Source organism: Sphingomonas sp. ABOLG (assembly GCF_003950435.1).
Lineage (GTDB): Bacteria > Pseudomonadota > Alphaproteobacteria > Sphingomonadales > Sphingomonadaceae > Sphingomonas > Sphingomonas panaciterrae.
In genome coordinates this window covers 1-25,480 of the sequence record NZ_QQWW01000021.1, presented here as the reverse complement: position 1 = coordinate 25,480, position 25,480 = coordinate 1, and the positions used below count along the sequence as shown (strand labels likewise).

At 66.7% G+C, this 25,480-nt stretch carries 24 protein-coding genes; 16 read left to right on the top strand and 8 right to left on the bottom strand.

Annotated features, from left to right (window positions below):
• Positions 1 to 425 precede the first annotated feature (425 nt).
• The 8 genes from CA236_RS17130 to nadA all read left to right on the top strand — a co-directional run bounded on the left by CA236_RS17130 (position 426) and on the right by nadA (position 9,397).
• Positions 426 to 1,730: a UDP-glucose/GDP-mannose dehydrogenase family protein gene (locus tag CA236_RS17130; protein WP_046409567.1), complete on the top strand. Its 1,305-nt coding sequence runs from the start codon at positions 426 to 428 to the stop codon at positions 1,728 to 1,730.
• Positions 1,730 to 2,173, top strand: a complete 444-nt coding sequence (locus tag CA236_RS17125) for a VOC family protein (protein WP_046409569.1) — start codon at positions 1,730 to 1,732, stop codon at positions 2,171 to 2,173. Before CA236_RS17130 ends, CA236_RS17125 begins: the two co-directional genes overlap by 1 nt.
• A 152-nt stretch (positions 2,174 to 2,325) precedes the next feature.
• On the top strand, positions 2,326 to 4,641 hold the full coding sequence (locus tag CA236_RS17120; protein WP_125946538.1) for a DNA translocase FtsK 4TM domain-containing protein: 2,316 nt from the start codon (positions 2,326 to 2,328) through the stop codon (positions 4,639 to 4,641).
• Positions 4,642 to 4,721: 80 nt separating this feature from the next.
• The gene (locus CA236_RS17115) at positions 4,722 to 5,090 is read left to right on the top strand and encodes a BlaI/MecI/CopY family transcriptional regulator (protein WP_046409571.1); all 369 of its coding nucleotides are present in this window, start codon (positions 4,722 to 4,724) and stop codon (positions 5,088 to 5,090) included.
• Positions 5,087 to 6,706: a M56 family metallopeptidase gene (locus CA236_RS17110; RefSeq protein WP_125946537.1), complete on the top strand. Its 1,620-nt coding sequence runs from the start codon at positions 5,087 to 5,089 to the stop codon at positions 6,704 to 6,706. Before CA236_RS17115 ends, CA236_RS17110 begins: the two co-directional genes overlap by 4 nt.
• Positions 6,707 to 6,766: 60 nt before the next feature.
• The gene (locus CA236_RS17105; RefSeq protein WP_125946536.1) at positions 6,767 to 7,630 is read left to right on the top strand and encodes an MBL fold metallo-hydrolase; all 864 of its coding nucleotides are present in this window, start codon (positions 6,767 to 6,769) and stop codon (positions 7,628 to 7,630) included.
• A complete protein-coding gene (locus CA236_RS17100) occupies positions 7,620 to 8,327 on the top strand; it encodes a DUF4230 domain-containing protein (RefSeq protein ID WP_052742554.1) in 708 nt (235 codons plus the stop codon). Before CA236_RS17105 ends, CA236_RS17100 begins: the two co-directional genes overlap by 11 nt.
• 71 nt (positions 8,328 to 8,398) lie before the next feature.
• Positions 8,399 to 9,397, top strand: a complete 999-nt coding sequence (gene nadA, locus CA236_RS17095; protein ID WP_125946545.1) for a quinolinate synthase NadA — start codon at positions 8,399 to 8,401, stop codon at positions 9,395 to 9,397.
• Between the two features lie 74 nt (positions 9,398 to 9,471).
• Here the strand turns inward: nadA and glmM are convergent, their stop codons facing one another.
• On the bottom strand, positions 9,472 to 10,812 hold the full coding sequence (glmM, locus tag CA236_RS17090) for a phosphoglucosamine mutase (protein ID WP_125946535.1): 1,341 nt from the start codon (positions 10,810 to 10,812) through the stop codon (positions 9,472 to 9,474).
• 163 nt (positions 10,813 to 10,975) lie between these two features.
• Here glmM and CA236_RS17085 point away from each other — a divergent pair, with 163 nt between their 5' ends.
• Positions 10,976 to 12,244, top strand: coding sequence for a cation:dicarboxylase symporter family transporter (locus CA236_RS17085; protein WP_125946534.1), 1,269 nt, complete (start codon positions 10,976 to 10,978; stop codon positions 12,242 to 12,244).
• A gap of 32 nt (positions 12,245 to 12,276) precedes the next feature.
• On the opposite strand, the gene CA236_RS17080 is transcribed toward CA236_RS17085, so the two are convergent.
• A complete protein-coding gene (locus tag CA236_RS17080) occupies positions 12,277 to 13,116 on the bottom strand; it encodes an oxygenase MpaB family protein (RefSeq protein ID WP_206430615.1) in 840 nt (279 codons plus the stop codon).
• Positions 13,117 to 13,122: 6 nt separating this feature from the next.
• Positions 13,123 to 13,623, bottom strand: a complete 501-nt coding sequence (locus CA236_RS17075; protein WP_046409579.1) for a MucR family transcriptional regulator — start codon at positions 13,621 to 13,623, stop codon at positions 13,123 to 13,125.
• Between the two features lie 228 nt (positions 13,624 to 13,851).
• Here CA236_RS17075 and CA236_RS17070 point away from each other — a divergent pair, with 228 nt between their 5' ends.
• Positions 13,852 to 14,760, top strand: a complete 909-nt coding sequence (locus CA236_RS17070; RefSeq protein WP_125946533.1) for a DMT family transporter — start codon at positions 13,852 to 13,854, stop codon at positions 14,758 to 14,760.
• Positions 14,757 to 15,242 carry a GNAT family N-acetyltransferase gene (locus CA236_RS17065; RefSeq protein WP_125946532.1) on the top strand — a complete coding sequence of 162 codons (486 nt, stop codon included), beginning with the start codon at positions 14,757 to 14,759 and terminating at the stop codon, positions 15,240 to 15,242. Before CA236_RS17070 ends, CA236_RS17065 begins: the two co-directional genes overlap by 4 nt.
• A gap of 64 nt (positions 15,243 to 15,306) precedes the next feature.
• Here CA236_RS17065 and ppa read toward each other — a convergent pair whose 3' ends face one another.
• From ppa to CA236_RS17050, 3 genes are read right to left on the bottom strand one after another with little or no spacing between them, the layout of a single operon-like run.
• On the bottom strand, positions 15,307 to 15,882 hold the full coding sequence (ppa, locus tag CA236_RS17060) for an inorganic diphosphatase (protein ID WP_046409585.1): 576 nt from the start codon (positions 15,880 to 15,882) through the stop codon (positions 15,307 to 15,309).
• Between the two features lie 47 nt (positions 15,883 to 15,929).
• Entirely contained in the window at positions 15,930 to 17,846 is a 1,917-nt protein-coding gene (locus tag CA236_RS17055) for a M61 family metallopeptidase (RefSeq protein WP_125946531.1), read from the bottom strand.
• Positions 17,847 to 17,879: 33 nt separating this feature from the next.
• Entirely contained in the window at positions 17,880 to 18,524 is a 645-nt protein-coding gene (locus CA236_RS17050) for a DUF1345 domain-containing protein (RefSeq protein WP_125946530.1), read from the bottom strand.
• Positions 18,525 to 18,572: 48 nt separating this feature from the next.
• Between CA236_RS17050 and hisS the strand changes: the two genes are divergently transcribed.
• The 4 genes from hisS to CA236_RS17030 all read left to right on the top strand — a co-directional run bounded on the left by hisS (position 18,573) and on the right by CA236_RS17030 (position 22,870).
• Positions 18,573 to 19,841: a histidine--tRNA ligase gene (hisS, locus tag CA236_RS17045; protein WP_125946529.1), complete on the top strand. Its 1,269-nt coding sequence runs from the start codon at positions 18,573 to 18,575 to the stop codon at positions 19,839 to 19,841.
• On the top strand, positions 19,838 to 20,911 hold the full coding sequence (gene prfA / locus CA236_RS17040) for a peptide chain release factor 1 (RefSeq protein ID WP_125946528.1): 1,074 nt from the start codon (positions 19,838 to 19,840) through the stop codon (positions 20,909 to 20,911). Before hisS ends, prfA begins: the two co-directional genes overlap by 4 nt.
• Positions 20,904 to 21,719 (top strand): peptide chain release factor N(5)-glutamine methyltransferase, encoded by an 816-nt coding sequence (gene prmC, locus CA236_RS17035; protein WP_125946527.1) that lies wholly within the window; start codon positions 20,904 to 20,906, stop codon positions 21,717 to 21,719. Before prfA ends, prmC begins: the two co-directional genes overlap by 8 nt.
• Before the next feature lie 257 nt (positions 21,720 to 21,976).
• Positions 21,977 to 22,870: a DUF4167 domain-containing protein gene (locus tag CA236_RS17030; protein ID WP_125946526.1), complete on the top strand. Its 894-nt coding sequence runs from the start codon at positions 21,977 to 21,979 to the stop codon at positions 22,868 to 22,870.
• A 133-nt stretch (positions 22,871 to 23,003) separates the two neighbouring features.
• Here the strand turns inward: CA236_RS17030 and CA236_RS17025 are convergent, their stop codons facing one another.
• The gene (locus CA236_RS17025; protein ID WP_231621953.1) at positions 23,004 to 23,309 is read right to left on the bottom strand and encodes a hypothetical protein; all 306 of its coding nucleotides are present in this window, start codon (positions 23,307 to 23,309) and stop codon (positions 23,004 to 23,006) included.
• 102 nt (positions 23,310 to 23,411) lie between these two features.
• Between CA236_RS17025 and CA236_RS17020 the strand changes: the two genes are divergently transcribed.
• Positions 23,412 to 23,840, top strand: coding sequence for a CBS domain-containing protein (locus CA236_RS17020; RefSeq protein ID WP_125946525.1), 429 nt, complete (start codon positions 23,412 to 23,414; stop codon positions 23,838 to 23,840).
• A gap of 7 nt (positions 23,841 to 23,847) precedes the next feature.
• Here the strand turns inward: CA236_RS17020 and CA236_RS17015 are convergent, their stop codons facing one another.
• On the bottom strand, positions 23,848 to 25,314 hold the full coding sequence (locus tag CA236_RS17015) for a lipopolysaccharide biosynthesis protein (RefSeq protein WP_125946524.1): 1,467 nt from the start codon (positions 25,312 to 25,314) through the stop codon (positions 23,848 to 23,850).
• Between the last annotated feature and the right edge of the window lie 166 nt (positions 25,315 to 25,480).

The following is a 25,480-nucleotide window of genomic DNA, read 5'->3' as shown; positions in this document are numbered from 1 at the left end:
TTCGGCGCCGGACTAACGCGATGATGACCGGAGTCGCAACGAGCGCGACCGTTCCGATCAAGCCGTAGGCAATCATCTCCCGACTGACATCAATCACGTTTGCAGAATCCGGAATGGCTAAAGGGCTGAGATTGAACAAATCCTCTGCCAGCGCGGCGGGACAAAGAACAGCCCAAAAACGGCGCCGTTTCGGAGGCAAAACGAAACTAGCCGTCAATTGTTCCGAACCGGGATCATCTAATGGCAGTTGGCCGCGCTGATGTTGATCGTGATTAATGTCGGTTGATCTTCATCAGCGGTTGACCGTGCAATCGGATCAGCGCGCAGATCGCACCGCGACGGTGGCGACGGTTGATGCGCTGGAACACACTGCGTACAGAACCCGTCCCGGGCAGCGGACGGCACTGCCATAACGAGGGCCATACATGCGTATCACGATGATCGGTTCGGGCTATGTCGGACTCGTTTCGGGGGCCTGTTTTGCCGATTTCGGCCATCAGGTGACCTGCGTCGACAAGGACGACAGCAAGATCGCGGCGCTCGACGCTGGGCGGATGCCGATCTACGAGCCAGGTCTCGACCAACTGGTGGCGAACAACGTCGCCGCTGGCCGACTGACCTTCACCACCGATCTTGCCGCCGGTGTCGCTGGCGCGGACGCGGTGTTCATCGCGGTCGGCACGCCCTCGCGCCGCGGTGATGGCCACGCCGACCTCTCCTACGTCTATGCCGCGACCGAGGAGATCGCGCGCGCGGCAACCGGACCGCTGGTGGTCGTCACCAAATCGACCGTGCCGGTGGGTACGGGCGACCGGGTGGAGGAGATCCTGCGCGAGACGCGGCCCGACATCGACTTTGCTGTCGTATCCAATCCCGAGTTCCTGCGCGAAGGCGCCGCGATCGGCGATTTCAAGCGCCCTGACCGCATCGTCGTCGGCACTGACGACCCGCGCGCGCGGGAGGTGATGAGCGAAATCTACCGCCCGCTGTATCTTGGCGAGAGCCCGATCCTGTTCACCGGCCGTCGCACGTCCGAACTGACCAAATATGCCGCCAACGCCTTCCTCGCGACCAAGATCACCTTCATCAACGAAATGGCGAACCTGTGCGAAGCGGTCGGCGCCGATGTGAAGGACGTCGCGCGCGGCATCGGCCTCGACAATCGCATCGGGCGCAAGTTCCTCCATGCCGGCCCCGGCTATGGCGGCTCGTGCTTCCCCAAGGACACGCTGGCGCTGCTGAAGACGGCGGAGGATTATGACGCGCCGGTCCATGTCGTTGAGGCGGTGGTCAAGGTGAACGACGCGCGCAAGCGGGCGATGGGCCGCAAGGTGCTGGCGCAACTCGGCGAGGAGCCGCGTGGCAAGACCGCTGCCATCCTGGGCCTCACGTTCAAGCCCAACACCGACGACATGCGCGATGCGCCGTCGATCGCGATCGTGCAGAGCCTGGTTGATGCCGGCGTGACGGTGAAGGCCTATGATCCCGAAGGGATGGAGGCGGCCCGATCGGTGATGCCGGCTTCCCTGACCTATTGCAGCGGGCCGTATGAGGCGGCCGAGGGCGCGGACGTGGTGGTGATCGTCACCGAATGGGATGCGTTCCGCGCGCTCGACTTTCAGCGGCTGAAGTCGACCATGGCGGCGCCGGTGCTGGTCGATCTGCGCAACATCTATGATCGCGAAGACGTGGAGCGCGTCGGCTTCCATTACACGGGTGTCGGCCGGTGATGCGCCCGCGCATCGCCGGGCTGCTCGAAACCGCGCTTTATGTCGATGACATGGCGCGGTCGGTCGGGTTCTTCCGCGATGTGCTCGGCCTTGCTCCGATGATCGAGAGCGACCGTCTGACCGCTTTCGACGCCGGGCATGGCGGTGTCCTGCTGGTGTTCGCCCGCGGCCAGTCGACTGAGGATGTCGCGACCCCGGGGGGCACCATCCCGGGGCATGATGGCCACGGACCGCTCCACATGGCCTTTGCGATTGCGGCCTCGGATCTCGATGCCTGGCGCGCGCATCTCGCCGGCTGCGGCGTTGCCGTGACGGAGGAGGTGAGCTGGCCCGCTGGCGGTCACAGCCTCTATTTCAACGATCCCGACGGCCATGTGCTCGAACTGGCGACGCCCGGCCTGTGGAAGAACGATGCGGATCGCCCGAAGCGGGCGGGAGGCTGACCCCACGCCCGCAAGCGTCGGCGATAGCGTGCCCGCGCCATCACACCCGGGCGGGAACCGCCCTCCGCCCGGCGCCCCCGGCTTGACGAGCGAGTCCGCCAGGCAGATGATCGTCGCCGATTATTTCACGACATTGTTGGGGGCGTAGAGGCATGGCGAGCAAGGCGCAAACGTCCTTGTGGCGCGAAACGGTGAAGGCGGGGGCGGTTCGCAGCGGCGCGCTGGCGACCGCGATCGTGCTGTTCATCGCCACCGCGCTGATGGCGCTCGCTCTGGCCAGCTATCGTCCGGGCGACGGGTCGCTCAATACCGCGTCGGCGGACGTCACGGGCAATCTGATCGGCGTGCCGGGTGCCTGGTTCGCTGATTTTGCGCTCACCCTCTTCGGCCCCGCCGTGGCGCTTCTGCTCCCAATACCGGCGATTGTCGCCATGCGCCTGTGGCGTGACCGGCCAGCGGGCGCGTGGAAGCGGATGCTGCGCCAGGCGCTGATCGGCGTCGCGCTGATGGCGATCGCCTTGGCCTGTGTCTCGGATGATGCGGTGCTGGCGCTGCCCTTCGGCTGGGGCGGCGCCATCGGCCTGGGCGGCGTGGCCGCGGCACGCTGGGCGCTCGCCTTTGCCAACAACCCTCAGGTCACCTGGTGGAGCATCATCGCGCTGGGCGTGGTGAGCGGCCTGTCCGGTGCGATCGTCTGGGGGCGCAGCCTTGAGGTGGACCTGCCGCGCGGCTGGATGCCCCGCCCCCGGCTGCGCATCGCCCGGCGCTCCGCCGATGGTGGTCCGGTCGACGACGACGGGCTGGACGACGACGCGGAGGAACTGCCCCGCCGCGGGATTGAGCCGCGCGCGACCGCCCTGCCCGATTCCCGCCCGGCCCCGGTCATCAACGATCGCCCGGCGCCGCCAGCCACCGGCACCGGAAGCAAGGAACCGCGCCAGACGAAGCTCGCGCTGCGCGACGATTACGAGCTTCCCACGCTCGAGATGCTGACGCCCGCGCCCCCGTCGCAGAACCCGCAGATCGACAAGACCGCACTGGAACGCAACGCGCGCCTGCTCGAAACCGTGCTCGACGATTTCAACGTGAAGGGCGCGATTGTCGAGGTGCGCCCCGGTCCCGTCGTGACGATGTACGAACTGGAGCCCGCGCCGGGCATCAAGGCGACCCGCGTCATCAGCCTGGCCGACGATATCGCCCGCAACATGAGCGCCATTTCGGCGCGCGTGGCGACGATCCCCGGCCGCACGGTGATCGGCATCGAACTGCCCAATCCGAAGCGGGAGACGGTGTCGCTCCACGAACTGATCGGCAGCCAGGCGTTCGAGGATCAGAACGCCCAGCTCCCGGTGATCCTGGGCAAGAACATCGCCGGCGATCCGGTGATCGCCGATCTCGCGCCGATGCCCCACCTGCTGGTCGCCGGCACCACCGGTTCGGGCAAGTCGGTCGGGCTCAACGCGATGATCCTGTCGCTGCTCTATCGGCTTACCCCCGATCAGTGCCGCATGATCATGATCGATCCCAAGATGCTCGAACTGTCGATGTATGACGACATTCCGCATCTTCTCTCCCCCGTCGTCACTGATCCGGCCAAGGCGGTCCGCGCGCTGAAATGGGCGGTGGAGCAGATGGAGGATCGCTATCGCCAGATGTCCTCGCTCGGCGTGCGCAGCCTCGGCGGCTTCAACGAAAAGGTGCGCGCGGCCAAGGCCAAGGGCGCGCCGTTGGGGCGCAAGGTCCAGTCCGGCTGGGACGAGAATGGCCGCCCGGTCTATGAGGAGGAACAGCTCGATTATCAGGTGCTGCCGCAGATCGTCGTGATCGTCGACGAGCTCGCCGACCTGATGATGACGGCGGGCAAGGAAGTCGAATTCCTCATTCAGCGCCTCGCGCAAAAGGCGCGCGCCGCCGGCATCCACCTCATCATGGCGACGCAGCGCCCCTCGGTCGACGTCATCACCGGGGTCATCAAGGCGAATTTGCCGACCCGCATAAGCTTCCACGTCACCTCGAAGATCGATTCGCGCACCATCCTGGGCGAACAGGGCGCCGAGCAGCTGCTGGGCAAGGGCGACATGCTCTACATGCCCGGCGGCAAGGGTATCGTGCGCGTCCACGGCCCCTTCGTCAGCGACGAGGAAGTGCAGCGCGTCACCGATCACTGGCGCTCGCAGGGGACGCCGGACTATATCTCTTCCGTCACCGAGGAGCCGGAACAGAGCTTCGAGATCGAAGGCGCCCCCACCGGCGAGGATTCGGCCGAGGACCAGCAATATCGCGCCGCGATCCAGCTGGTGTGCGAAAGCCAGAAGGCGTCGACATCGTGGCTGCAGCGCCAGCTTCGCATCGGCTACAATTCGGCCGCGCGCCTCATCGAGCGGATGGAGAAGGACGGCATCGTCAGCCGCCCCGATCACGTCGGCCGGCGCGAGGTGCTGCGCGATACGGAGGGGCATCCGGTCTGAGCCGCACCGGACGGATTCGTCCTTATTGACTACGGCCGTAAACGGTGCGACCACAGATGTAGTTGCAGGAGAGTCGAGTCGTGGCCGAACGGATCAGCGATGCCGAACATGCGGTGATGGAGGTGCTGTGGGACGAAAGTCCGCTCACCGCGCAGGACGTGGCGGAGCGGGTCGATCCGGACCGCGGCTGGAGCGCTAATACCGTCAAGACCTTGCTCGGCCGGCTCCTCGCGAAGAACGCCATCACCCATGAGGAGGATGGCCGTCGCTATCTCTATCGCCCGGCGGTCCAGCGTGGGGATTATGTCGCGGGCGAATCGCGCCGGCTGATCGACCGGCTGTTCGGCGGCAAGCTGACCCCGCTGGTCGCGCATCTCGCGGAACGCGATGAGCTTTCCGCGCAGGATATCGCGGAAATCGAAACCCTCCTCAAGGCGCTGAAACAATGAGCGCGCTCGGAGGCTCGGCAGGCGTCTCGTGGATGGTCGAGGCGCTCGCCGCCTCCGCGCTTCTCATCGCCTTGGTGCTGCTCGTGCGCGGACCCGTGCGCCGCAGCTTCGGCGCGCCGGTCGCCTATGCGCTCTGGTCGCTCCCGCTGCTGCGCCTGGTGTTGCCCCCCTTGCCGGAAAGCGTCCGCGAACAGGTGGCCACCCCCATTTCGACGACGTTAGCCGCTCCGCTTGGCGAGGTCGGCCAGCAGGTGACGGTGTTGATCGTCCCTGCCGCCGGCGACGCTGCCGCGCCCTCCTTCCTCACGCTCGGTTCTTCCCTTGCCCTGCTGTGGGGGCTGGGCGCGGCGGCGTTCATCGGCTGGCACCTGCTTGCCTATCACCGCTTCCGCCGGCGTCTGCTGACGCGGGCGAGCACGATTGACCGGATCGATGGCGTGACGATCGTCGAAAGCGCCGAGGCGGCCGGGCCGCTGGCGTTCGGCGTGCTGCGCCGCTTCGTCGCCTTCCCGCGCGATTTCGCCGCCCGCTACGATTCGGATGAGCAGCGGCTGGCGCTGGCGCATGAGCTGGGTCACCATGCCCGCGGGGACCTTGTCGCCAATTGGCTCGCGCTGGCCGTGCTGGCGCTGCACTGGTTCAACCCGCTTGCCTGGTACGCCTTCCGCGCGTTTCGCGCCGATCAGGAGATGGCCAATGACGCGCGCGTGCTGGCGCGGCTCGGCAGCGACGCGCGCCATGCCTATGCCTGTGCGATCGTGAAGGCGGCGCACGGCGGCGCAATCGCGGCGGCCTGCCACCTCCACACCGCTGACGATCTCAAGGGCCGTCTGCGGATGCTGGGCACGATGCGCATCTCGCGCACGCGCACGCTCGTCGGTCTCGCCGCGGTATTCGCCACGGGTGCCGGCGCGCTCGGCCTCACTGCCTCAGGGACGCGCGCGGCGGAACGGGTGCGCGCCAGCGTCGAAACCGCGGCCGAGGCCGCGCTGCCGGCCATTGCGCCGACGCCCGCACCGACGGCGCACGACGTGCGCGTCGTGGTCGAGCGCGACGGCAAGCGCCGCGTGTTGGAGGGCGAGGCTGCAGAGGCCTGGATCGCCGCCAACCCGGTGCCCGAGCCTCCGGAACCCCCGCTCGCGCCGGAGCCGTCGTCGGACGAAAGCCCGCTGGCCGCCGCCGCCACGCCCCCCGCTCCGCCGGCGCCGGCCGCAGCGCCGATCCCCCCGGACCCGCCTGCCGTTCCGCGTTGGACCAGGGACGGCCACGTCTCCGTCACCGTTCCGACTGTCCGCTCAGCCGCCTGCGCCGGTGACGTGATCGAGCCGACCGTCGTCCATGATACCGAGGCCGGTCGTCCGCGCGTGACCATCTGCACCGACCGGATCGAACGTCGTAGCGCCCGGGCGCGGGCCGAGGCGCAGCATCGGGCCGAGGCCGCCTTGCAAGAGGCCGAAATTGCCCGGAAAGCGGCCATGGCAAGCGCCCGCGAGGCCATGCATGCCGCGCGCGCGGCCGTCCGTGCCAACGGTCATCTGACACTCGCGGAGCGCGACCACGCCCTTCACGCGCTCGATCGCGAAACATCCCGGATGGATGACGCGGCGCATCATTGATCCGCAGCGCTGATCGCGCCGCCCTTGCCTTCACCTGACGAACCGGCCATCTGCGGTCTCATGGAGGCACCGCCAACCGGTATTCCGATCGTGCTAGAGCCGCTCGTCACGCGCGTGCTCGCGCCGAACGCCTCGGCCTACACCTACACGGGTACCCAGACGCACGTCGTCGGGACGACCGATCTCGCGATCATCGATCCCGGCCCTGCCGATGAGGCGCATCACGCCGCGCTGCTCGCGGTGGTGGCGGGTCGCCCGGTGCGTGCGATCGTCATCACTCACCACCATCGGGATCACAGCCCCGGCGCCCCCCGGCTCGCCGCCGAACTGGACGCGCCGGTCGTCGGCGCTGCGCCCTTCGCGCTGGAGGATGACGGACCCCGCTCCGACGCCTCGTTCGACCATGATTACGCGCCGGATCGCGTGCTGGCGGAGGGCGATACGGTCGCCGGCGATGGCTGGACGCTGGAAGCGATCGCGACGCCGGGCCACACGTCCAACCACCTTGCCTTTGCCCTTCGCGAGACAAAGGCGCTGTTTTCCGGCGATCATGTGATGGGCTGGGCGACCAGCGTCGTCTCGCCCCCCGATGGCGACATGACGCAATATATGGCCAGCCTCGAGAAGCTGATCGGCCGCAACGACCGCATCTATTACCCCGGCCATGGTGAGGCGATTGAGCGGCCGCAGCGGCTGGTGCGCGGCCTGCTGGGGCACCGCAAACAGCGCGAAGGGCAGATCCTGCGCCTGCTGCGCGCCGGCACCGTCGAGGTCCCGGCGATGGTGGAAAAGATGTACGTCGGCGTCGACCCCCGGCTCTATCCGGCGGCCGAACGCTCTGTCCTCGCGCACCTCATCGATCTGGAGCGGCGCGCGCTGGTGCGCAGCCACGGCGGCGGCTGGGAAAGTGTGGATGCGGCCTGACGGGCGATCGATTGCGATCGCCGCGGTGGGGCTTGCCATCGCCTTCGCGATCGTCGTCGCGACGATTGCCAGCTACCGCTGGTGGGACGATCGCCACGTCGTCGCGACCGATGACAGCGGCCTGGCGGTCGCGCGGGTTGTCGCGGCGACCCTTCATACCAGTGCGGACCTGCGCGTCAGTCGCCTCACCGGCACGGTTCAGGCAACCGGGGCGACCAGCCGACTGTGGGGCTGGCTCAGCTCGACACGCGTGGTGAAAGCGCCGTTCGAGGTCGATTATTTCGTCAATCTGCGCCGCCTCGCGCCGCGTGACTTTCGCTATGACGAACGCAGCGGGACGCTGACCGTCGAGGTGCCGGACGTCAGCGCCGGCAAGCCGAACATCGACCATGCGCGCGTGACGCTGGATCAGACCAGCGGGGTCTATGTGTCGCGCGAAGCGATGGCAGACCTGCAGCGCAAGGTCGCAGCCACGGCGGCGACAGCGGTCGCGGACCGGGCGAACGATCCGGAGAACATCGCCAAGGCGCAGGAGAATGCGCGCACCGCTATATCCCGGCTGTTCGGCGGCGCCCTTTCCGCCGCCGGCCTACCGGTAAGCGTCAACGTGCGCTTCGCCGGGGAGCCCGTGCCCAGGAATGGCGAGCAGTGGGACATGAGCCGCAGCCTTCAGGAAGTGCTGGCGAACGCGCAATAGTCGCTGCCCGGCCTTCAGGCGAACACCATGCTATCTTGATCGAATTGGCCAGCCGGGCCATCTGCGTCGGCATGGAACAGCCGCAGAACCTGAAGGGCGTCGACATCCGCGCCGAGATCGAACGCCTCCGCAAGGAACGCAATGCGGTGATCCTCGCGCATTATTATCAAAAGCCCGAGATTCAGGACATCGCCGACTTTGTCGGGGACAGCCTCGATCTGTCGCGCAAGGCGCAGGCGACCGATGCAGACGTGATCGCCTTTTGCGGTGTGCGTTTCATGGCCGAGACGGCGAAAATCCTCTCGCCGCAGAAGACCGTGATCCTGCCCGACATGGATGCCGGCTGCTCGCTCGAGGACAGCTGTCCGCCCGAGCAGTTCGCCGCGTTCCGCGCGCAGCACCCCGATGCGATCGCGCTCACCTACATCAACTGCTCGGCGGCGGTGAAGGCGCTGTCCGACGTGATCGTCACGTCATCGTCGGCGGAAAAGATCCTCTCGCAGATCCCCAAGGACCAGAAGATCATCTTCGGGCCCGATCGCAACCTCGGCGGCTATCTCGCGCGCAAGACCGGGCGTGACCTCATCCTGTGGCCGGGCGTGTGCATCGTGCACGAGGCGTTCAGCGAGACCGAGCTCCTGAAGCTGAAGGCGCAGCATCCCGGCGCGCCCATCGCGGCGCACCCGGAGTGCCCGGCCGTCATTCTCGACCACGCCGATTATGTCGGCTCAACCCGCGGCATCCTCGAATATGCCATGGCAATGCCGGGCGACACGCTGATCGTCGCGACCGAGCCGCACATCATCCACCAGATGGAAAAGGCGCTGCCGGGCAAGACCTTCATCGGTGCGCCGGGCGCCGACGGCAACTGCAACTGTAACATCTGCCCGTACATGGCGCTCAACACGATGGAGAAGCTCTACGTCGCGCTGCGCGATCTGGAGCCGCGGATCGAGATGGACGAGGATCTGCGCGTCAAGGCGAAAAAGAGCCTGGACGCGATGCTGGCCATGGCGAGCGGCACCATCGGCCAGGGCGATCTGGGGCCGGCGAAAGTGACCGGCGACTGACCACCGGCGCTCTCTCCGCGGAGGGGGAGAGTGACGAGCGGCGCCGCCAGCGCGCCGCTCTCCGCGATCGGGTGTTACGCGGCGGCGCGAACCGCCTCGCACACGCGATCGACCACCGCTTCCACCTGCGCGGCATCCTCGCCTTCGGCCATGACGCGGATTACCGGCTCCGTCCCCGATGGCCGGATCACCAGCCGGCCGCTATCGGCCAGTTCCGCCTCGGCCGCGGCGATCGTCTGCTTGACGCTGTCGACTTCCAGCGGCTTGCCGCCCCGGGCATAGCGCACGTTCTTCAGCAGCTGCGGCAGCGGCTCGAAGCGATGCAGCACCTCGCTCGCCGGCGCGCCCGCGCGCTTCACCTCGGCCAGGATCTGCAGCGCGGCGACCAGACCGTCGCCCGTCGTGCCGTAATCCGACAGGATGATGTGCCCGGACTGCTCGCCGCCGACGTTGAAACCGCGCGTGCGCATCGCCTCCAGCACATACCGGTCGCCGACGGACGTGCGGACGAGGCCAAGGCCCTGCGCCGCCAGATGCCGCTCCAACCCCAGGTTGGACATGATGGTCGCGACCAGCCCGCCACCGGCCAGCTCACCACGACGGGCAAAGCTGGTTGCGATTGTCGCCATCAATTGGTCACCGTCGACGACACGGCCATGTTCGTCGACCACGATCAGCCGGTCGGCATCACCGTCAAGCGCGATGCCAATGGCGGCGCCGCTTGCCACGACCGTCTCGGACAGCGTCTGCGGCGCGGTCGAGCCGACGCGATGATTGATGTTCTTGCCGTTCGGCGCGACGCCGATCGCCACCACTTCCGCGCCAAGCTCCCACAAGGCGGATGGCGCGACCTGATAGGCCGCGCCATTGGCGCAATCGATCACCACCTTCAGCCCGTCGAGCCGCAGGTCCGCCGGGAAGGTCGACTTCGCGAAGTGAATGTAGCGGCCACGCGCGTCCTCGACGCGGCGGGCGCGGCCGATATCGCCCGCGGGCGCCAGCGCGATGTCGCCGTCGATCAGCGCCTCGATCGCCATCTCGGCCTCGTCTGACAATTTGTAGCCGTCCGGGCCGAACAGCTTGATGCCATTATCGTCGAAGGGATTGTGGCTGGCCGAGATCATCACGCCCAGGTCGGCGCGCATCGACTGGGTGAGCATTGCGACGGCGGGGGTCGGCAGGGGGCCAAGGAGCACAACATCCATGCCCACGGAGGTGAAGCCCGCGACCAGCGCGTTCTCGAGCATATAGCCCGACAGTCGCGTGTCCTTGCCGATCACCACGCGGTGACGATGATCGCCGCGCAGGAAGTGGGCGCCGGCCGCCATGCCGACCTTCATCGCCATTTGCGCCGTCATCGGCGACAGGTTGGTCAGTCCACGAATACCGTCCGTGCCGAAATATTTGCGTGCCACACGCGATCTCCACCCTTTGGTGTCCCCACGCGCGTCGATCGTCGCGTTGTCAGGACAGGCTTGCTCCCGCCACCTTGGTGCCGCAGAACCATAACTTTCTTGGCTCTTGCCGCGTGGTGGGCTGAGGGACAAGTCCAAGGTGACGAACAGTTCGAAAGGCGTGATGTCCCAATCTACTCGCATTCTCCTGGCGCTTATCGCCGGGCTGCTCGTCGGGATCGTGCTGGCTGCTTACGCTCCGGAATCGGTGGATCCGGTGATCTCGGTCGCGCAGCCGGTGGGCCAGTCGTGGCTCAACGCCTTGCAGATGACCATCGTCCCGCTGGTCTTTTCGCTGCTGGTCACCGGCGTCGCCGCGACGGCCAAGGCGGCACAGGCCGGGCGGCTCGCGGGGCGCGCGGTCGCGCTGTACGTCACCGTCATGGTCGCCTCCGCGCTGTCGGCCGCCTTTCTGACGCCCCTGTTCCTGGGACTGGTGCCGCTGCCCACCGAATCCGCCGCCGCACTCCGCGCTGCCCTCACCGGGGTCGGGCCTAATCCGCCGGTGCCGCCACTTGGGGAATTCCTGTCGGGCATCATCCCCAACAACATCATCAAGACCACCGCTGACAGCAACTTCCTGTCGATGATCATCTTCGCGCTGATCTTTGCGTTCGCGCTGATGCGGATCGACGTCGAGCTGCGCGAACTGCTGGTGCGGGTGTTTACCGCGGTGCGTGACACGATGCTGGTGGTCATCGGCTGGGTGCTGTGGGTCGGTCCGCTTGGCGTCTTCGCGCTCGCGCTGGTGGTCGGCGCCCGCGCGGGCAGCGGCGCCTTCCACGCGTTGGTCCATTATATCCTGATCGTCGTTGCGGTCGGCCTGGTGGTGACGTTGTGCGCCTATCCGATGGCGATGTTCGGTGGACGCGTGTCGCTGGCGCGCTTCTCGCGCGCTGCGCTGCCGAGCCAAGCGGTAGCCGTATCGACGCAGTCGTCGCTCGCCTCCTTGCCCGCCATGCTCGCCGGTGCGCAGTCGCTGGGGACGCATGTCACGACCGCAGGCGTCACCTTGCCGCTCGCCGTTGCCCTGCTGCGGGCGACCGGGCCCGCGATGAACTTCGCGGTAGCGATCTATATCGCGCATTGGTTCGGCGTACCGTTGTCGCTCGGCACGCTGGCGGTCGGCACGCTGGTGGCGGCGCTGATGTCGCTTGGCGCAGTCAGCCTGCCGGGCACAGTCAGTTACGTCAGCTCGGTCGCGCCGGTCTGCGCCGCGATCGGTGCGCCCACTGCCCCTCTGGGGCTGCTGGTGGCGGTGGAGACACTGCCGGATATCATGCGCACGCTCGGCAACGTCATGTGGGATCTGGCGACCACCCTGACGCTGGCGCGCGGCGAGCAGATGCCGGGGGATGAGGCGGACACGCTTGTCGAGCACATGATCGACTGAGCGAGCCGTCGCTCGCACCGGCGCGCCTGCGATCAGCGGCGCAGCGCCCAGCGCACCACATTGCTCATGCCTCTCGCCCCGAAGCGGATGGCGGGGCGGCCGATCGCGCTGGGCGCGCGACCGTGCATCGCCGCCGCCCAGGGGGGCAGTAGTTCGATCGCCGCCGGCGCGACGATCGCCAGCGCACTGGTCGTCAGCGCATCGGGGCCGCTCGCCAGCAAGGCATCCGCCACCTCGCGGCTGCGCGCGTCGCAGCGTAACGCCGGGCGCAAACGGCGATAATAGGATTCCACCGCCCGCCGCGATGTCGGCACGTCGCGCGCGCCCAGCCGCTCGGCGACGATGGCGGTCTCGGCAAGGTAGCGATCCTGCTCGGTCCCGGTTAGCGCGGGATCGCGATAGCGTAGATACGCGCGAAGGAAGCTGTCGACCTCCGCCACATGGACCCAGGTGAGCAGTTCCGGGTCATTGGCGTCATAGGGGGTGCCGTCCGGCAGCGTGCCCGACACCCGATCATGGATCGCCCGAACGTGGTCGATCGCGCGCGTTGCCGCCGCGCTACTGCCAAAGGTGGTCAGCGAGATGAATTGCGCGGTGCGGCGCAGGCGGCCCAGCCGGTCGCGGCGGAAGTCGCTGTGGTCCCAGACGCCGGCTAGTGCCAGCGGATGCAGCATCTGCAGCAGCAGCGCGGAAACGCCGCCGATCATCATGGCGGAAAAATCGCCGTGGATGCGCCACGCCATCGATCCCGGCCCGAACAGCCCGGGATCGCCGGGTGGGCGGGACAGGTCGACCGATCCGGATCCGACGAGCGCACGAATGCGCCCGCCGATCGCATCACGCATGCCGGGCAGCGGCGCTGCCCCGGCCATGCGCCCTTACTCCTCGCTCGCCGCCGGCGCTGCTGCCTTGCGGCCGCGCTTTGCCGTGCCGCCTTCGTTGCCGCCACGGGTCATGCCCGGCTTGCGGCCGAGGCCGATCTTCTTGGCCATGGCGCGGCGCGCTTCCGAATAGTTTTCGGCAACCATCGGATAGTCGGGCTTCAGGCCATAACGCTGGCGGTATTCCGCCGGCGTGAGGCCGTGGCCGGCAAGATGGCGACGCAGCGTCTTGTACGGCTTGCCGTCGATCATCGAAATGATGTGATCCTTGGAAGCAAGCGACTTACGCACCGAAACTGCCGGCGTGTATTCGCCGACGGGTTCCTCATCGGTCGCGATCTGCGTGTTGGTCGACAGCTGATTCACCGCTTCGTGCATCTTGTGCAGAAATCCCGGCACCTCATCGCTGGATGCACGCGTATTGGGATTCGACAGCCAAGCGATGGTCAGCTCGGTGGCGAGCTCAACCGCGTTGATGTCGGCGGAATCTTCGGTCATTTTTACACTCCTTACTTTTTTGTTGCCTAAGCGCGCCATCTGTGCGGGTCAACAAAATCGTGGGTCGAAAATACCGCTTTTCTTGAAGTGGTATCGCGTTCTAAATTTTTAGTCGCAGCTTTGTTGTTAGGGAAAACCACAGTTAACTACATTCATCCTGAGTTAAGCCTTTGCGAGTAATGGTTGTTACCCCTCGCCGACTGCGCTCTTGGATCGTATTGATCGGCAATGGTGCGAATTCCTGCTTCTGCCGTATCGCCAGCCGTCGCCTTTCTGGTCGCGGCTCTCGGCATTGCCCTGTTCTCGGTCATGGACGCGCTAATGAAGGGGCTGGTGCTGGCGATCGGCGTCTACAACACCATGCTGTGGCGATCGCTTGGTAATATTGCGCTGGGCGCCGCCGCCTGGGGGGTGGCCGGCGTACGGCGGCCAAGTCGCCGGGCCATGCTGCTTCATCTTTCGCGCGGGACGATCACTTGCGCGATGGGGCTGCTGTTCTTCTGGGGATTGGCGCGCGTGCCGATGGCGCAGGCGATTGCGCTCTCCTACATCGCGCCCATTCTGGCGCTGATCCTCGCGGCATGGTGGCTGGGGGAACGGGTGTCGATCCGGACGATCGGTGCCGTCGTCGCCGCCAGCCTTGGTATTGCCACCATCTTCGCCGGTCAGGCACGCACGGCTTTGGGCCCGGAGGCGTTCCAGGGTGCGATGGCCGTCCTGACATCGGCGATCCTCTATGCCGTGAACCTGATCCTGACGCGGCTGCAGTCGCTTGCCGCACGGCCGGCGGAGACTGCCTTTGTCCAATCGGTGGTCATCTTCCTCATCCTGCTCTGCGCCGCCCCCTGGCTCGCGGTGCTGCCGCCCGCGTCGACGCTCCTGCCGCTCATCGGCGCGGCGTTGCTTGCCTTCGCGTCGATGATGCTCCTGTCCTGGGCCTATGCGCATGGCGAGGCGGGCTATCTGGCGATGACGGAATATACGTCCTTCGTTTATGCCGCGGTGCTGGGCTTCCTGGTCTTTGGGGAGCGGGTGTCGCCTTATACCCTCTTTGGCGCGGCGGTGATCGTCGTCGCCTGCGTGATCGCCGCGCGCAGGCGTGACATTGCCGCGCAAACGATCGATCAGGCGGCATGACCATCACCATCCGGCCGGCCGTTCCCGCCGACATTCCCACCATCCTGCGTTTCGTGCGCGAGCTTGCCGCCTATGAACGCGAACCCGACGCGGTCGAGGCGACCGAGGCGATGTTCCAGGAGGCGTTGTTCGGCCCCTCGCCAGCGGCCGAGGTGCTGCTCGCGGCGCAGGGCGGCCTCAGCATCGGTTTCGCGCTGTTCTTCCACACCTTTTCGACCTGGACCGGGCGCCGGGGCCTGTGGCTGGAGGATCTCTACGTCACGCCCGAGGCGCGTGGATCCGGGGCAGGCGGTGCATTGCTTCAGGCGCTGGCGCAGGTCGCGCTCGATCGCGGCTGCCCGCGGCTGGAATGGACGGTGCTCGACTGGAACACCCCCGCGCTCGACTTCTACCGCGCGAAAGGCGCCCTGCCGCAGGACGAATGGACCACGCAGCGCGTCACGGGGGAGGCGCTGCGCCGCCTGGCGGGTCAGGCCGCCTGAACATGACAATGGGCGCCGCCCGTCCAGGGGTGGCGCCCGTCATCACTCTACCGGCTGAGGGTGATCAGCGACCCGGAACGTCGTGGTCGTGCGGCTCTTCGCCCTGCTTCTTGGCCTCGTTGTAGCGCTCGATCGCCTCGACGGTAATCTGCCGCGCTTCCTCGGCGCCGCCCCACTTGCCGATGCGGACCCACTTCTTCTTCTCCAGGTCCTTATAGTGGGTGAAGAAATGCTCGATCTGCTCGAACACGATCTCGGGCAGATCGTCCTTCTCGCCGACCTTGGAATAATAAGGGAAGGTCTGATCCACCGGCACGCACACCAGCTTCTCGTCGCCGCCGGCCTCGTCCTCGAGGTTCAGCACTGCGATCGGCCGTGCGCGCACGACGCAGCCCGGGATGAACGGCGAGCGCGACACCACCAGCGCGTCGAGCGGATCGCCGTCGGGCGACAGCGTGTGCGGCACGAAGCCGTAATTCGCCGGATAGCGCATCGGCGTGTGCAGGATGCGATCGACGAACAGCGCGCCGCTGGCCTTGTCGAACTCATATTTCACCGGCTCGCCACCGGTCGGCACTTCGATGATGACGTTCAGGCTGTGCGGCGGGTTGTCGCCCGTCGGCACCATGTCGATGCGCATGCTGTAAGTCCCTTGTCCTTGAATGTGTCTGGTTGCCGCCCCGCGGGTCAGCGCGGTGCGAGCAGCCGATCGAGACCGGTCTCTCCCGCACCGGTCTTTTCCAGCCGCGGGTAGCGCAGCCCGCCGCGCCAGTCGAGCGCCACCTGACGGTAGGTATCGCCGTTCTTGACCCACAATTGTACCGGCTGCTGGTTGTCCTTGGCCGCGGTGATCGCTGCCTTCAGCCGGTCGTCGGAATAGCTCTGGCCGTTGACCGACACGATCGTGGTGCCGATCGTCAGCCCGGCGTCGAATGCAGGCGATCCCCAGGTGACGCCGGTGACGTCGCCGCCCTGGCCGACCACGAACCCGCCGGAATAGGTCAGGTCGGTGTGCTTGCGGGTCTTTTCGTTGGCACGGAACGACGCCGTCGGCTCGGCCGCATAGACCAGCCGGTAACCGTTGCGCTCGAACCCGGACAGGGGTGCGCCCTTGGCATTTTCAGTCAGCCGCTGCGTCAGCAGCCCGCGCCAGTCGTGCGGCTGGATCTTGTCCAGCGTCGCGACGACATCGTCGAACGTATAGGTCAGCACGCCCCAGTCGCCGTCACGCACGCCGAAAAACGCCTTGGCGAAATCGTCGATCGATTTCTTGCCGCCCGACAACTGGCGCAGCATCGAATCGACCTCGAGCCAGACCAGCAGGCCCTCGTTGTAATAATCCTCGCTGCGCTGCCAGCTCGACCAGCCCTTGGGCCGACGGGCGGAGATCACCGGATCGTTGGTGGTGTCGATCAGGGGGCGCCACTGCCGCGCAGGCTGGCTGTCATACAGCGCCGCAATCGCCGCCAACTGGTCCAGCGTATCCTGCTTCGAGACGAGAGCCGAACGCGCCTGGAGGACATAGCCCCAGAATTGCGTCTGCCCTTCGTACACCCACAACAGCGAATTGCGCGTCGGCATCCGGAAATCGGGCGTCCACGAATCCGCGCCGCGCCGGAACTTGCCGTTCCAGCTGTGGGTGAACTCGTGCGGCAACAGGTTGCGCCGGCCGGGCCCGTCATTCCACTTGGTGAAATAGCCCGGCGTCACGCCATTCTCGCTCGACCGGTGATGTTCCAGCCCGATGCTGCCGAGGTTGTCGGTGATCGACAGCAGGAATGTGTAATTGTCGTAATGCTGCGCGCCGAATGTTTTCACCGCCTGATCGACCAGTCGCTTGTGCGCGTCGATCTGCGCCGGCGTGGCGGCAAGCTCGCCCGGCGTGTCGGCATAAACCGCCAGCTTCACCCGGTTGCTGAGCGGCCATGTCTTGCCATAGCGCCCGGCAAGGATCGGCGAATCGACCAGCGTGTCATAGTCGGTCGTCTGGTAGACATAGGTCGAACCGTTCACCTTTGCCGGCACCGCGCCGGCCGCGGTCCAGCCTTCCGGATAGGTGACCGTCATCTGGATCGGGATCTGCCGGGTGAAATAGCCGGCCGGATAGAGGCTCACCGAATTGGGCTGAAGGCTCAGCATGTCCGGCGTCATCACCACGCGGCCCTGATCGGGCTTGGTGGCGGAAATGAACTGGAAGCTCGCCTCGATCGTCTTGGTGCCCTGCGGCACGTCGAGGTGGAAGGCGAAGACATCGACCGTGTCGCGCGTCCACGGAATGACCTTGCCATCGGCCTTGAACACCAGCCCTGCCAGCTTCTCGATCTCGCCGCGCGGCCCGTGCTTGCCGGGCAGCCATGCCGGGTACAGCAGCACCGTCGGCCCGGCCTTTGCCACCGGGATCGTCTGCGTGACGCGAAAGATCCGGCGGCCGATGTCGGTCGCATCGACCTTCAGCGCGATCGTGCCGGGATAGGGCTGGTCGACCGGCGCCGGGATCGTGTCGACGATGGCGGCGGGCTGGGGAGTCGAGTTGCCGGCGGGAACCTGAGCGACAACGGCGGCAGTGGACGCGAGCAGCGCGCCCGCAATGACGATACGGAACATGGCTGACCCCGCTAGCGGCCAATGCCGCGAAGCTCAATTGCCCAGCATGTTGATCGTGAAGGCGACGACGCCGAGGTTAAAGATGAACGCCGCCAGCCCGTGGCCGATCACCACTCGGCGCATCGCGCGCGATTGGATCGCCACGTCGGCGGTCTGGAACGTCATGCCCAGCGTGAACGCGAAATAGATGAAGTCCCAATAATCCGGTGCGTCGCCGGTCGGGAAGTCGAGCCCCCTGGCGTCCTTCCCCTCATCCTGAGTGTAGAAGAGATGGGCATAGTGCAGCGCGTAAGCGATGTTCGAGAACAGCCATGCCGCCGCCAGCGTGATGATGATCAGCACCCGGTCCTTGTCGACGCGCTCGGCGCTCAGTTCACTGGCCACCGTCACCAGGATTACGGCCATCACCAATGCCGTCAGGACAAGCAGGGCGGATCGGTTGGCGTCGTTGCGCTCGGCCGTCCGCCGCATGTCCGCGGTCTTGTCGTCGAGCAGCGGCCATAGCGAGACGAGGAAGACCACGCTCGCCGTGTCGAAACCGATCATCAGCGCGCGCCCGGGCGTGGTGCCGACAATCACCGCAATGCCGCAGGCGATGATCAGCAGGCCGACGAAGGCCAGGAAGCGCGCCGGAGCGATCCTGTTGCCGACCCGCCACTCGCTGCGTGCCCTTGTCATGCGTCAGGTGCTAGCGCGCCGCGCAACGCGCGCCTAGATGCGGCCGTGATGGCCCGTATCCAGACTCCCAATCGCGTGCGCGGCACGCAGGACATTTTCGGCAGCGACCAGCGCCGCTTCGCGCAGGTGCTCGACACCTTCGATCGCGTGCGCAAGCTCTATTGCTTCCAGCGTGTCGAGATCCCGATGTTCGAGGCGACCGAGGTGTTCGCCCGCTCGATCGGCGAGACGACCGATGTCGTGTCGAAGGAAATGTACACCTTCCCCGATCGCGGCGGCGATTCGTTGACGCTGCGGCCGGAATTCACCGCCGGCATCGCGCGCGCTTATCTGACCGAGGGGTGGCAGCAGTTTGCGCCCCTGAAGGTCGCGACCTCTGGCGCAGTGTTTCGCTACGAGCGCCCGCAGAAGGGACGCTATCGCCAGTTCCACCAGATCGATGCCGAGATCCTCGGCGCGCCTGAACCCGCGGCGGACGTCGAATTGCTGACGCTTGCCGATCAGCTGCTCCACGAACTCGGCATCGCCGACGGCGTGACGCTTCAGCTCAACACGTTGGGCGACGCGGAAACCCGCGACGCCTGGCGCGCGGCTTTGGTGGCGCATTTCGAGGCGCATCGCGGCGATCTGTCCGAGGACAGCCTGACCCGGCTCGACAAGAATCCAATGCGCATCCTCGACTCGAAGGATCCACGCGATCGCCCGATTGCCGATGCCGCGCCCGGGATCGACGACTTCCTGACCGAGGAGGCGCGCGCCTTTTTCGACGCGGTGACGGCGGGCCTCGACGCGGCGGGCGTGAAGTGGACCCGCAACGACCGGCTCGTTCGCGGCCTCGATTATTATCGCCACACCGCGTTCGAGTTCGTCACTGATCGGCTCGGCGCGCAGGGCACGGTGCTGGCCGGCGGGCGCTACGACGGCCTCGTCGAAAGCCTTGGCGGCCCGGCGACGGCGGGCGTGGGCTGGGCGGCCGGTGTCGAGCGGCTGGCGATGCTGCTGGAGGAGCCGGAAAGAACAGGACCTGATCTCGCAATTGTCGCTGAGCACCCCGAGACCGAGCATACCGCCTCTCGTCTGCTTGCGTTATTTCGACGTCAGGGAGTTTCCGCGGAGCTTTTCGCATCGGGCAGCGTCAAGAAGCGTTATGATCGCGCGTTGAAGCAATTCCCGCAAACTGTCCTTACGCTCGGAATGGGCGGGCAAGGAATGGGCCACTCGATCAAGTGGTTGCGTGAGGGCACCTTAAAGCAGGGCCAAATAGAAGCTTTAACAAACAGCTCGCCGATCGCCTTGGTACTGCGCGGCCTGCAATGACCGCCATCTCGCTGGATCGCATCCGCCAGATCGAGGCGCGGCGGGACGAACTCGCCGCGCTGATGTCGACTGGCGATTTGCCGGGCGACCGCTTCGTCGCGGTGTCGAAGGAATATGCCGAGCTGGAGCCCGTCGCGCAGGCAGCGGCCGAAGTACGTCGGCTGCGGCAGGAGGCCGAAAGCCTCGCGCACATGACCGGCGACGGTGACGCAGAGCTTCGCGCCATGGCCGAGGACGAACTGCGCGAGAACAAGGTCGCGCTCGAGGCGGCCGATCGAAAGCTCGCGCTGGCGCTGCTGCCGCGCGACGCGGCGGACGAACGCTCGGCCATGCTCGAAGTGCGCGCCGGCACCGGCGGCGACGAAGCTGCGTTGTTCGCCGGCGACCTGTTCCGCATGTACCAGCGCTATGCGGAGCGCCAGGGGTGGCGCGTCGAGCTGATCTCCGCCTCGGAAAGCGATGCCGGCGGCTACAAGGAAGTGGTCGCCTCCGTAACCGGCACCGGCGTGTTCGCGAAACTGAAGTTCGAAAGCGGCGTCCACCGCGTGCAGCGCGTGCCCGTCACCGAAAGCGGCGGGCGGATCCACACCTCGGCGGCCACGGTCGCGGTGCTGCCGGAGGCGGAGGACGTCGACGTGCAGATCGACGACAAGGATCTGCGCATCGACATCTATCGCTCGTCCGGCCCCGGCGGCCAGTCGGTCAACACGACCGACTCCGCGGTGCGCATCGTCCACATCCCCACGGGGCTGACGGTGATCCAGCAGGATGAAAAGTCGCAGCACAAGAACAAGGCCAAGGCGCTGAAGGTGCTGCGCACGCGCCTTTATGAAATGGAGCGCGAGCGGCTTCACGCGGAACGCGCCGGGGCGCGCAAGTCGATGGTCGGCAGCGGCGACCGGTCGGAGCGGATCCGCACCTACAATTTCCCGCAAGGGCGCGTGACCGATCACCGCATCAACCTGACGCTGCATCGCCTGCCCGAGATCCTCGCCGGCGACATGGACGAGCTGATCGGCGCCTTGATCGCGGAGGATGAGGCGGAGCGGCTGGCCACGCTCGATGGCTGAGGCGCGCGCCGCGCTCAATGCCGCGGCGGCGCGCTTCGGCTTCTCCGAAACGCCGCGGCTCGATGCCGAGCTGCTGCTCGCCCACGCGCTTGGTATCACCCGCGAACGCCTGTTGCTGACCCTCGGCGATCAGCCGGTCCCCCCCGGTTTCGCCGATCTGGTGGAGCGCCGCGCCGCGCATGAGCCCATCGCCTATATCACCGGCACGCGTGCCTTCTGGACGATCGACCTCGCCGTCGCTCCCGGCGTCCTCATCCCCCGTCCTGACAGCGAGACGCTGATCGAGGCCGCGGTGGACTTTTTCGCCGGCACATCGGGACCCGGCACGATCCTCGACCTGGGGACAGGCTCCGGCGCGTTGCTGCTCGCCGCGCTGGACCAGTGGCCGGCTGCGACCGGGGTCGGCATCGATGCGTCGCCGGCCGCGCTCGACATTGCGGCGGCCAATGCAGCCCGGATTGCGCCCGGCCGCGCCACGATCCTGGCCGGCGACTGGCACGGTACCGGCCAGCAATTCGACCTGGTTCTGTGCAACCCGCCTTATATCGCGCGTGATGCCGCCCTCCCGGTCGAGGTTGCCGGGCACGAACCCGCCTCCGCGCTCTATGCGGGCGCCGACGGGCTCACGGATTATGCGCGGATCGCGCCGTTGCTCCGGCGTCAGATCGCGCCGGGCGGCGTCGCCTGTGTGGAGATCGGCGCGGATCAGCGTCACTCCGCCGGTGCGTTGTTCACGGCGGAGGGACTTCACGTCACATGTCGGCAGGACTTGGCGGGACGTGACCGTTGCCTTGTTATCACGCCTTGAAACGACACGGCCGGTTCACAATATTTCTCTTTGAGATAGCCCGCTCAGCAGCTATGGCGAGCGCAGGGGCACGCAAATCAACATTGTCTGTTGAATTGGGCGGATCGCCCACCCTTCGTCATCAGCCGCTGCAGTCCGGCGGCCATGGCAGGCCTTGAAGGTGCGGCGTTACCCGCCGCTTCCGCCCGGGCCGGGGAATGTTGCACCGAATATCCCGGGAGCAAGGCCGTTTTTGGTTTGAGGACGAGGACAGTATTTTGATCAACAATCGTCAGAACGGCCGTCGTCGCGGCCGCGGTGGACAGCGCCCGCAAGGTGGCGGGAACCAGGGTTCGCGCGATAACGGCAATCGGATTGACAGTCGCGCGCGCGGCAACGCCAGCCAGTTGTACGAGAAGTACAAGAACATGGCGTCGGATGCGCAGCGCCAGGGCGATCGGGTAAACACCGAATATTACCTCCAGTTCGCCGATCATTATTTCCGCGTGCTCGCCGACCAGCGCGGCCGGTACGAGGATAATAACCGCGAACGCCGCCCGCAGAACGACTTCGACGGCGACGAGGAATATGGCGACGAGGGCGAGGCGATCCGGGCGGATGAGCAGGGTCGTGGCGGTCAGGACGACCGCGGTGACCGCAGTTCGCGCCAGCGTGATGATCGTCCCCGTGGCCAGCGCGATGACGATCGTGCCCGCATGCACCGCGACGACGAACAGCGCGCCGATGGTGAGCAGGGTGCGGCGCAGCGCTCCGACAATCGCCGGCCGGATGGTGATCGCCAGCGCGAGCGCCGCCCGCGGTATAATGGGCAGCGCGAGGGCCAGCCGCGTGAGGAATTTGGCGGCGACGTCGCCTCTTCGGGCAGTGATGCCGGCGCGCCGGATCGTGCACTGACCAGCGACGCCGAAGCGCCGACGAGCCAGCCGCCGGTGAGCCAGTCTTCGGTAGCGGGCGAGGGATCGGCCGATGCGACGCTGGCGCCCAAGCGTCGCGGTCGCCCGCGCAAGGTGGTGGCCGAGGACGGCGATCAGCTTGGCTTCGATGCCAGCGCGCTGCCGCCGGCAATCGGCGCTGAGGATTCGGCGGGGGATGCGGCGCCCAAGCCGCGGCGCCGTCGGACGATCGTGGCACCGGCGGAAGTCGACGCCTGACGCCAACCGATTGGCGATTGCTGATCAACCAGGGGCCGGTGACGCAAGGCGCGTCACTGGCCCTTCGTCATTTCTGACCCGTCATCGAGGGCCGGGTTGTTGATGATCGGGTTCGCGGGAAACGCCGGGCACGTCAGGGGCGGCCCACATTCCCTGCATTGTCGCGTTCCTCGAAATCGCGCGTGTCGACCGCCTCGTCATGGCCGGTTCCGGACGACAGGAAGGTGAGGCCCATCAGCGCGCCCGCCATCAGCACCGATCCTGTCACACCGCCCACGGTGGCAAGCGCCGCGATCCAGTTAAGCTCGCCATAGGCGCGTCCGACCAGCCAGATCGCCAGGACCGATGCGATCACGCCGATGACGCCGCTCCAGCTCAACAGGCGGCGAAATCGTGCCCAGGCGAAACGGGCGTATTCAGGGTCATCAAGGCGGCTCATGCTTTCCATTTGCCGTGAAATGGCGCAGTCTTCCAGCATGAAGGCGCCCGCGATCGGCTCCTGAGCCGTCGCACGGGCCCTCTGACGATAAGGAGAGAGGCGTTGACGATCGCGGCAATCCTGAGCGGCAAGGGTCACGACATCGTGACGGTAACGGCTGGCGATTCGGTTCGCGACGCAGTGGCGCTGCTGGCCAACCGACGCATCGGCGCGGTGCCCGTGCTCGATGGCGGAGAGGTCGCCGGCGTATTTTCGGAACGCGATGTCATTTATTGCCTGAAGGAAGGCGACACGAGCGTGCTGGATCGCCCCGTGCGCGAGGTGATGACCGCACCCGCCGTCACCGTCTCGCCGCAGGATGCGGTGATGGGGGCGCTGTCATTGATGACGCGGCGCCGCATCCGCCACCTGCCGGTGATCGAGCAGGGGCGGATGGTCGGCATCGTCTCGATCGGTGATCTCGTCAAATACCGCATCGATCGTGTGGAGGCGGATGCCGCGGCGATGCGCGACTATATCCAGCAGGCCTAGCTGCGCGTCACACCCGGTTGCGCACCAGCGCGACTGTCTCGCGCACCAGCGGGCGTGCCACCACCAGCAGCATCGCGCCATAGGTCGCGGCGCCGACGCTCACCAGCATCAGCAGCCGCGGCACCGGCGGCCAATCCACCGCGCGATCGACCAGCACGACAATGCCGGCCATCACCCCGGCGGACACCAGCGTCGGAGCGGTCGCCCGCGCCATGTCGCGCACCCGCGCGCCGATCACCGGGAGGGCCAGCGAGCAGCTGATCGCCAGGTAGAGCGGATAACAGATGATCCAGGTCAGGCTGAGGCCGGTTACGCCCCAGCGCACGCCCACCAGGAAGCCGGCCGCCAGGATGATCGAGCCGATCGCGCCCGTCCGCACGCCGATCCCGGGCCGACCCAGCGCATCGCACGCCGGGGAAAATAATACCTGGAGCGTCATGAACGGCATGGCCAGCGCCAGCAGCCGGACGACCGGGGCGGCGCCCGCCCATTTCTCCCCCAGCATCACCAGCACCAACGGCTCTGCAGTCACCGCCAGCCCGACATAGAAGGGCAACGCAGCCAGCATTACGATGCGCACGCCCTTGATGAAGGCGGCAGCTGTCGCGGCACGATCATGCTGGATGCGCGCAAAGGCGGAAAAGGCGACTTCGTTCAGCGGGGGCACGAACTTGGACACGAAGATCTGCGCCAGGAACAGACTCGTCGTATAGATGCCCAGATCATAGACGCTCAGATGCCGCCCCGCGATGAACACGTCAGCCTGGCTCTGGAGGAACCAGAACAGCTGGCTCGCAGCCATCATTCCGCCGAACCGGGCCAGCGCGCCGGCTCCGCGAAAGTCGAATATCGGCCGGATCCACATGCGCGCCGCGATGGTCATGCCCAGCGCGCGCGTCGCGAACAGCACCATGGGCGCGAACACCAATGTCCATACGCCCCATCCGGCATAAGCGCCCCCCAACGCGGTTGTTGCGCCCGCAACGGAGGAAAGGATGTTGACCCGGCCCTGCAGGCGGAAATCCATCTCTCGGCTCAGCAGCGCCTGGGGGAGGGCGATGAACGGCGTGCCGCAATAGATCAGCGCCTGGACACGCAGCAGATGCGCGACCTCCGGCTGGCGGTAATAAGCGGCGGCGAGCGGCGCGAGCGCGAACTGTGCCGCGCCCAGCGACAGGTTCAGCACGATCAGCATGCCGAACAATTGCTGGACCTGCCGGCTGGTGATGTCGCGCTGCTGCACCACCGCGCTCGCCAGCCCGTAGCCGTTCAGCATGTTGAGGAAGGCCATGACGACCCCGGTCATGGCGAACAGCCCATAGTCGCCCGGTGACAGGATCCGGATGACCAGGAACGTGGAGGCCCATTGCACCAGCTGCGCCGCGATCTGCGTGCCCGAGCGCCAGATAACCGCATTGCGCACCTGGCTGGCGAACGATTCGACCTGTTTCGGCGGGCTGGCGGGGGCGTCCATGGCCGATTCGCTACAGCGCTGCGGCTTCAGGGCAAGTTAAAACCCGCGGAAAAGCGTGGTTTTGTTGGTGTTGTGTAGGAAGACTGCAAAAAGTGTTTGACGGTGTGGGCGGGTGCACCTAGATGGGTGTCACCGCAGCGGTGGCCCGGACGGGCTGGTTGCAGTG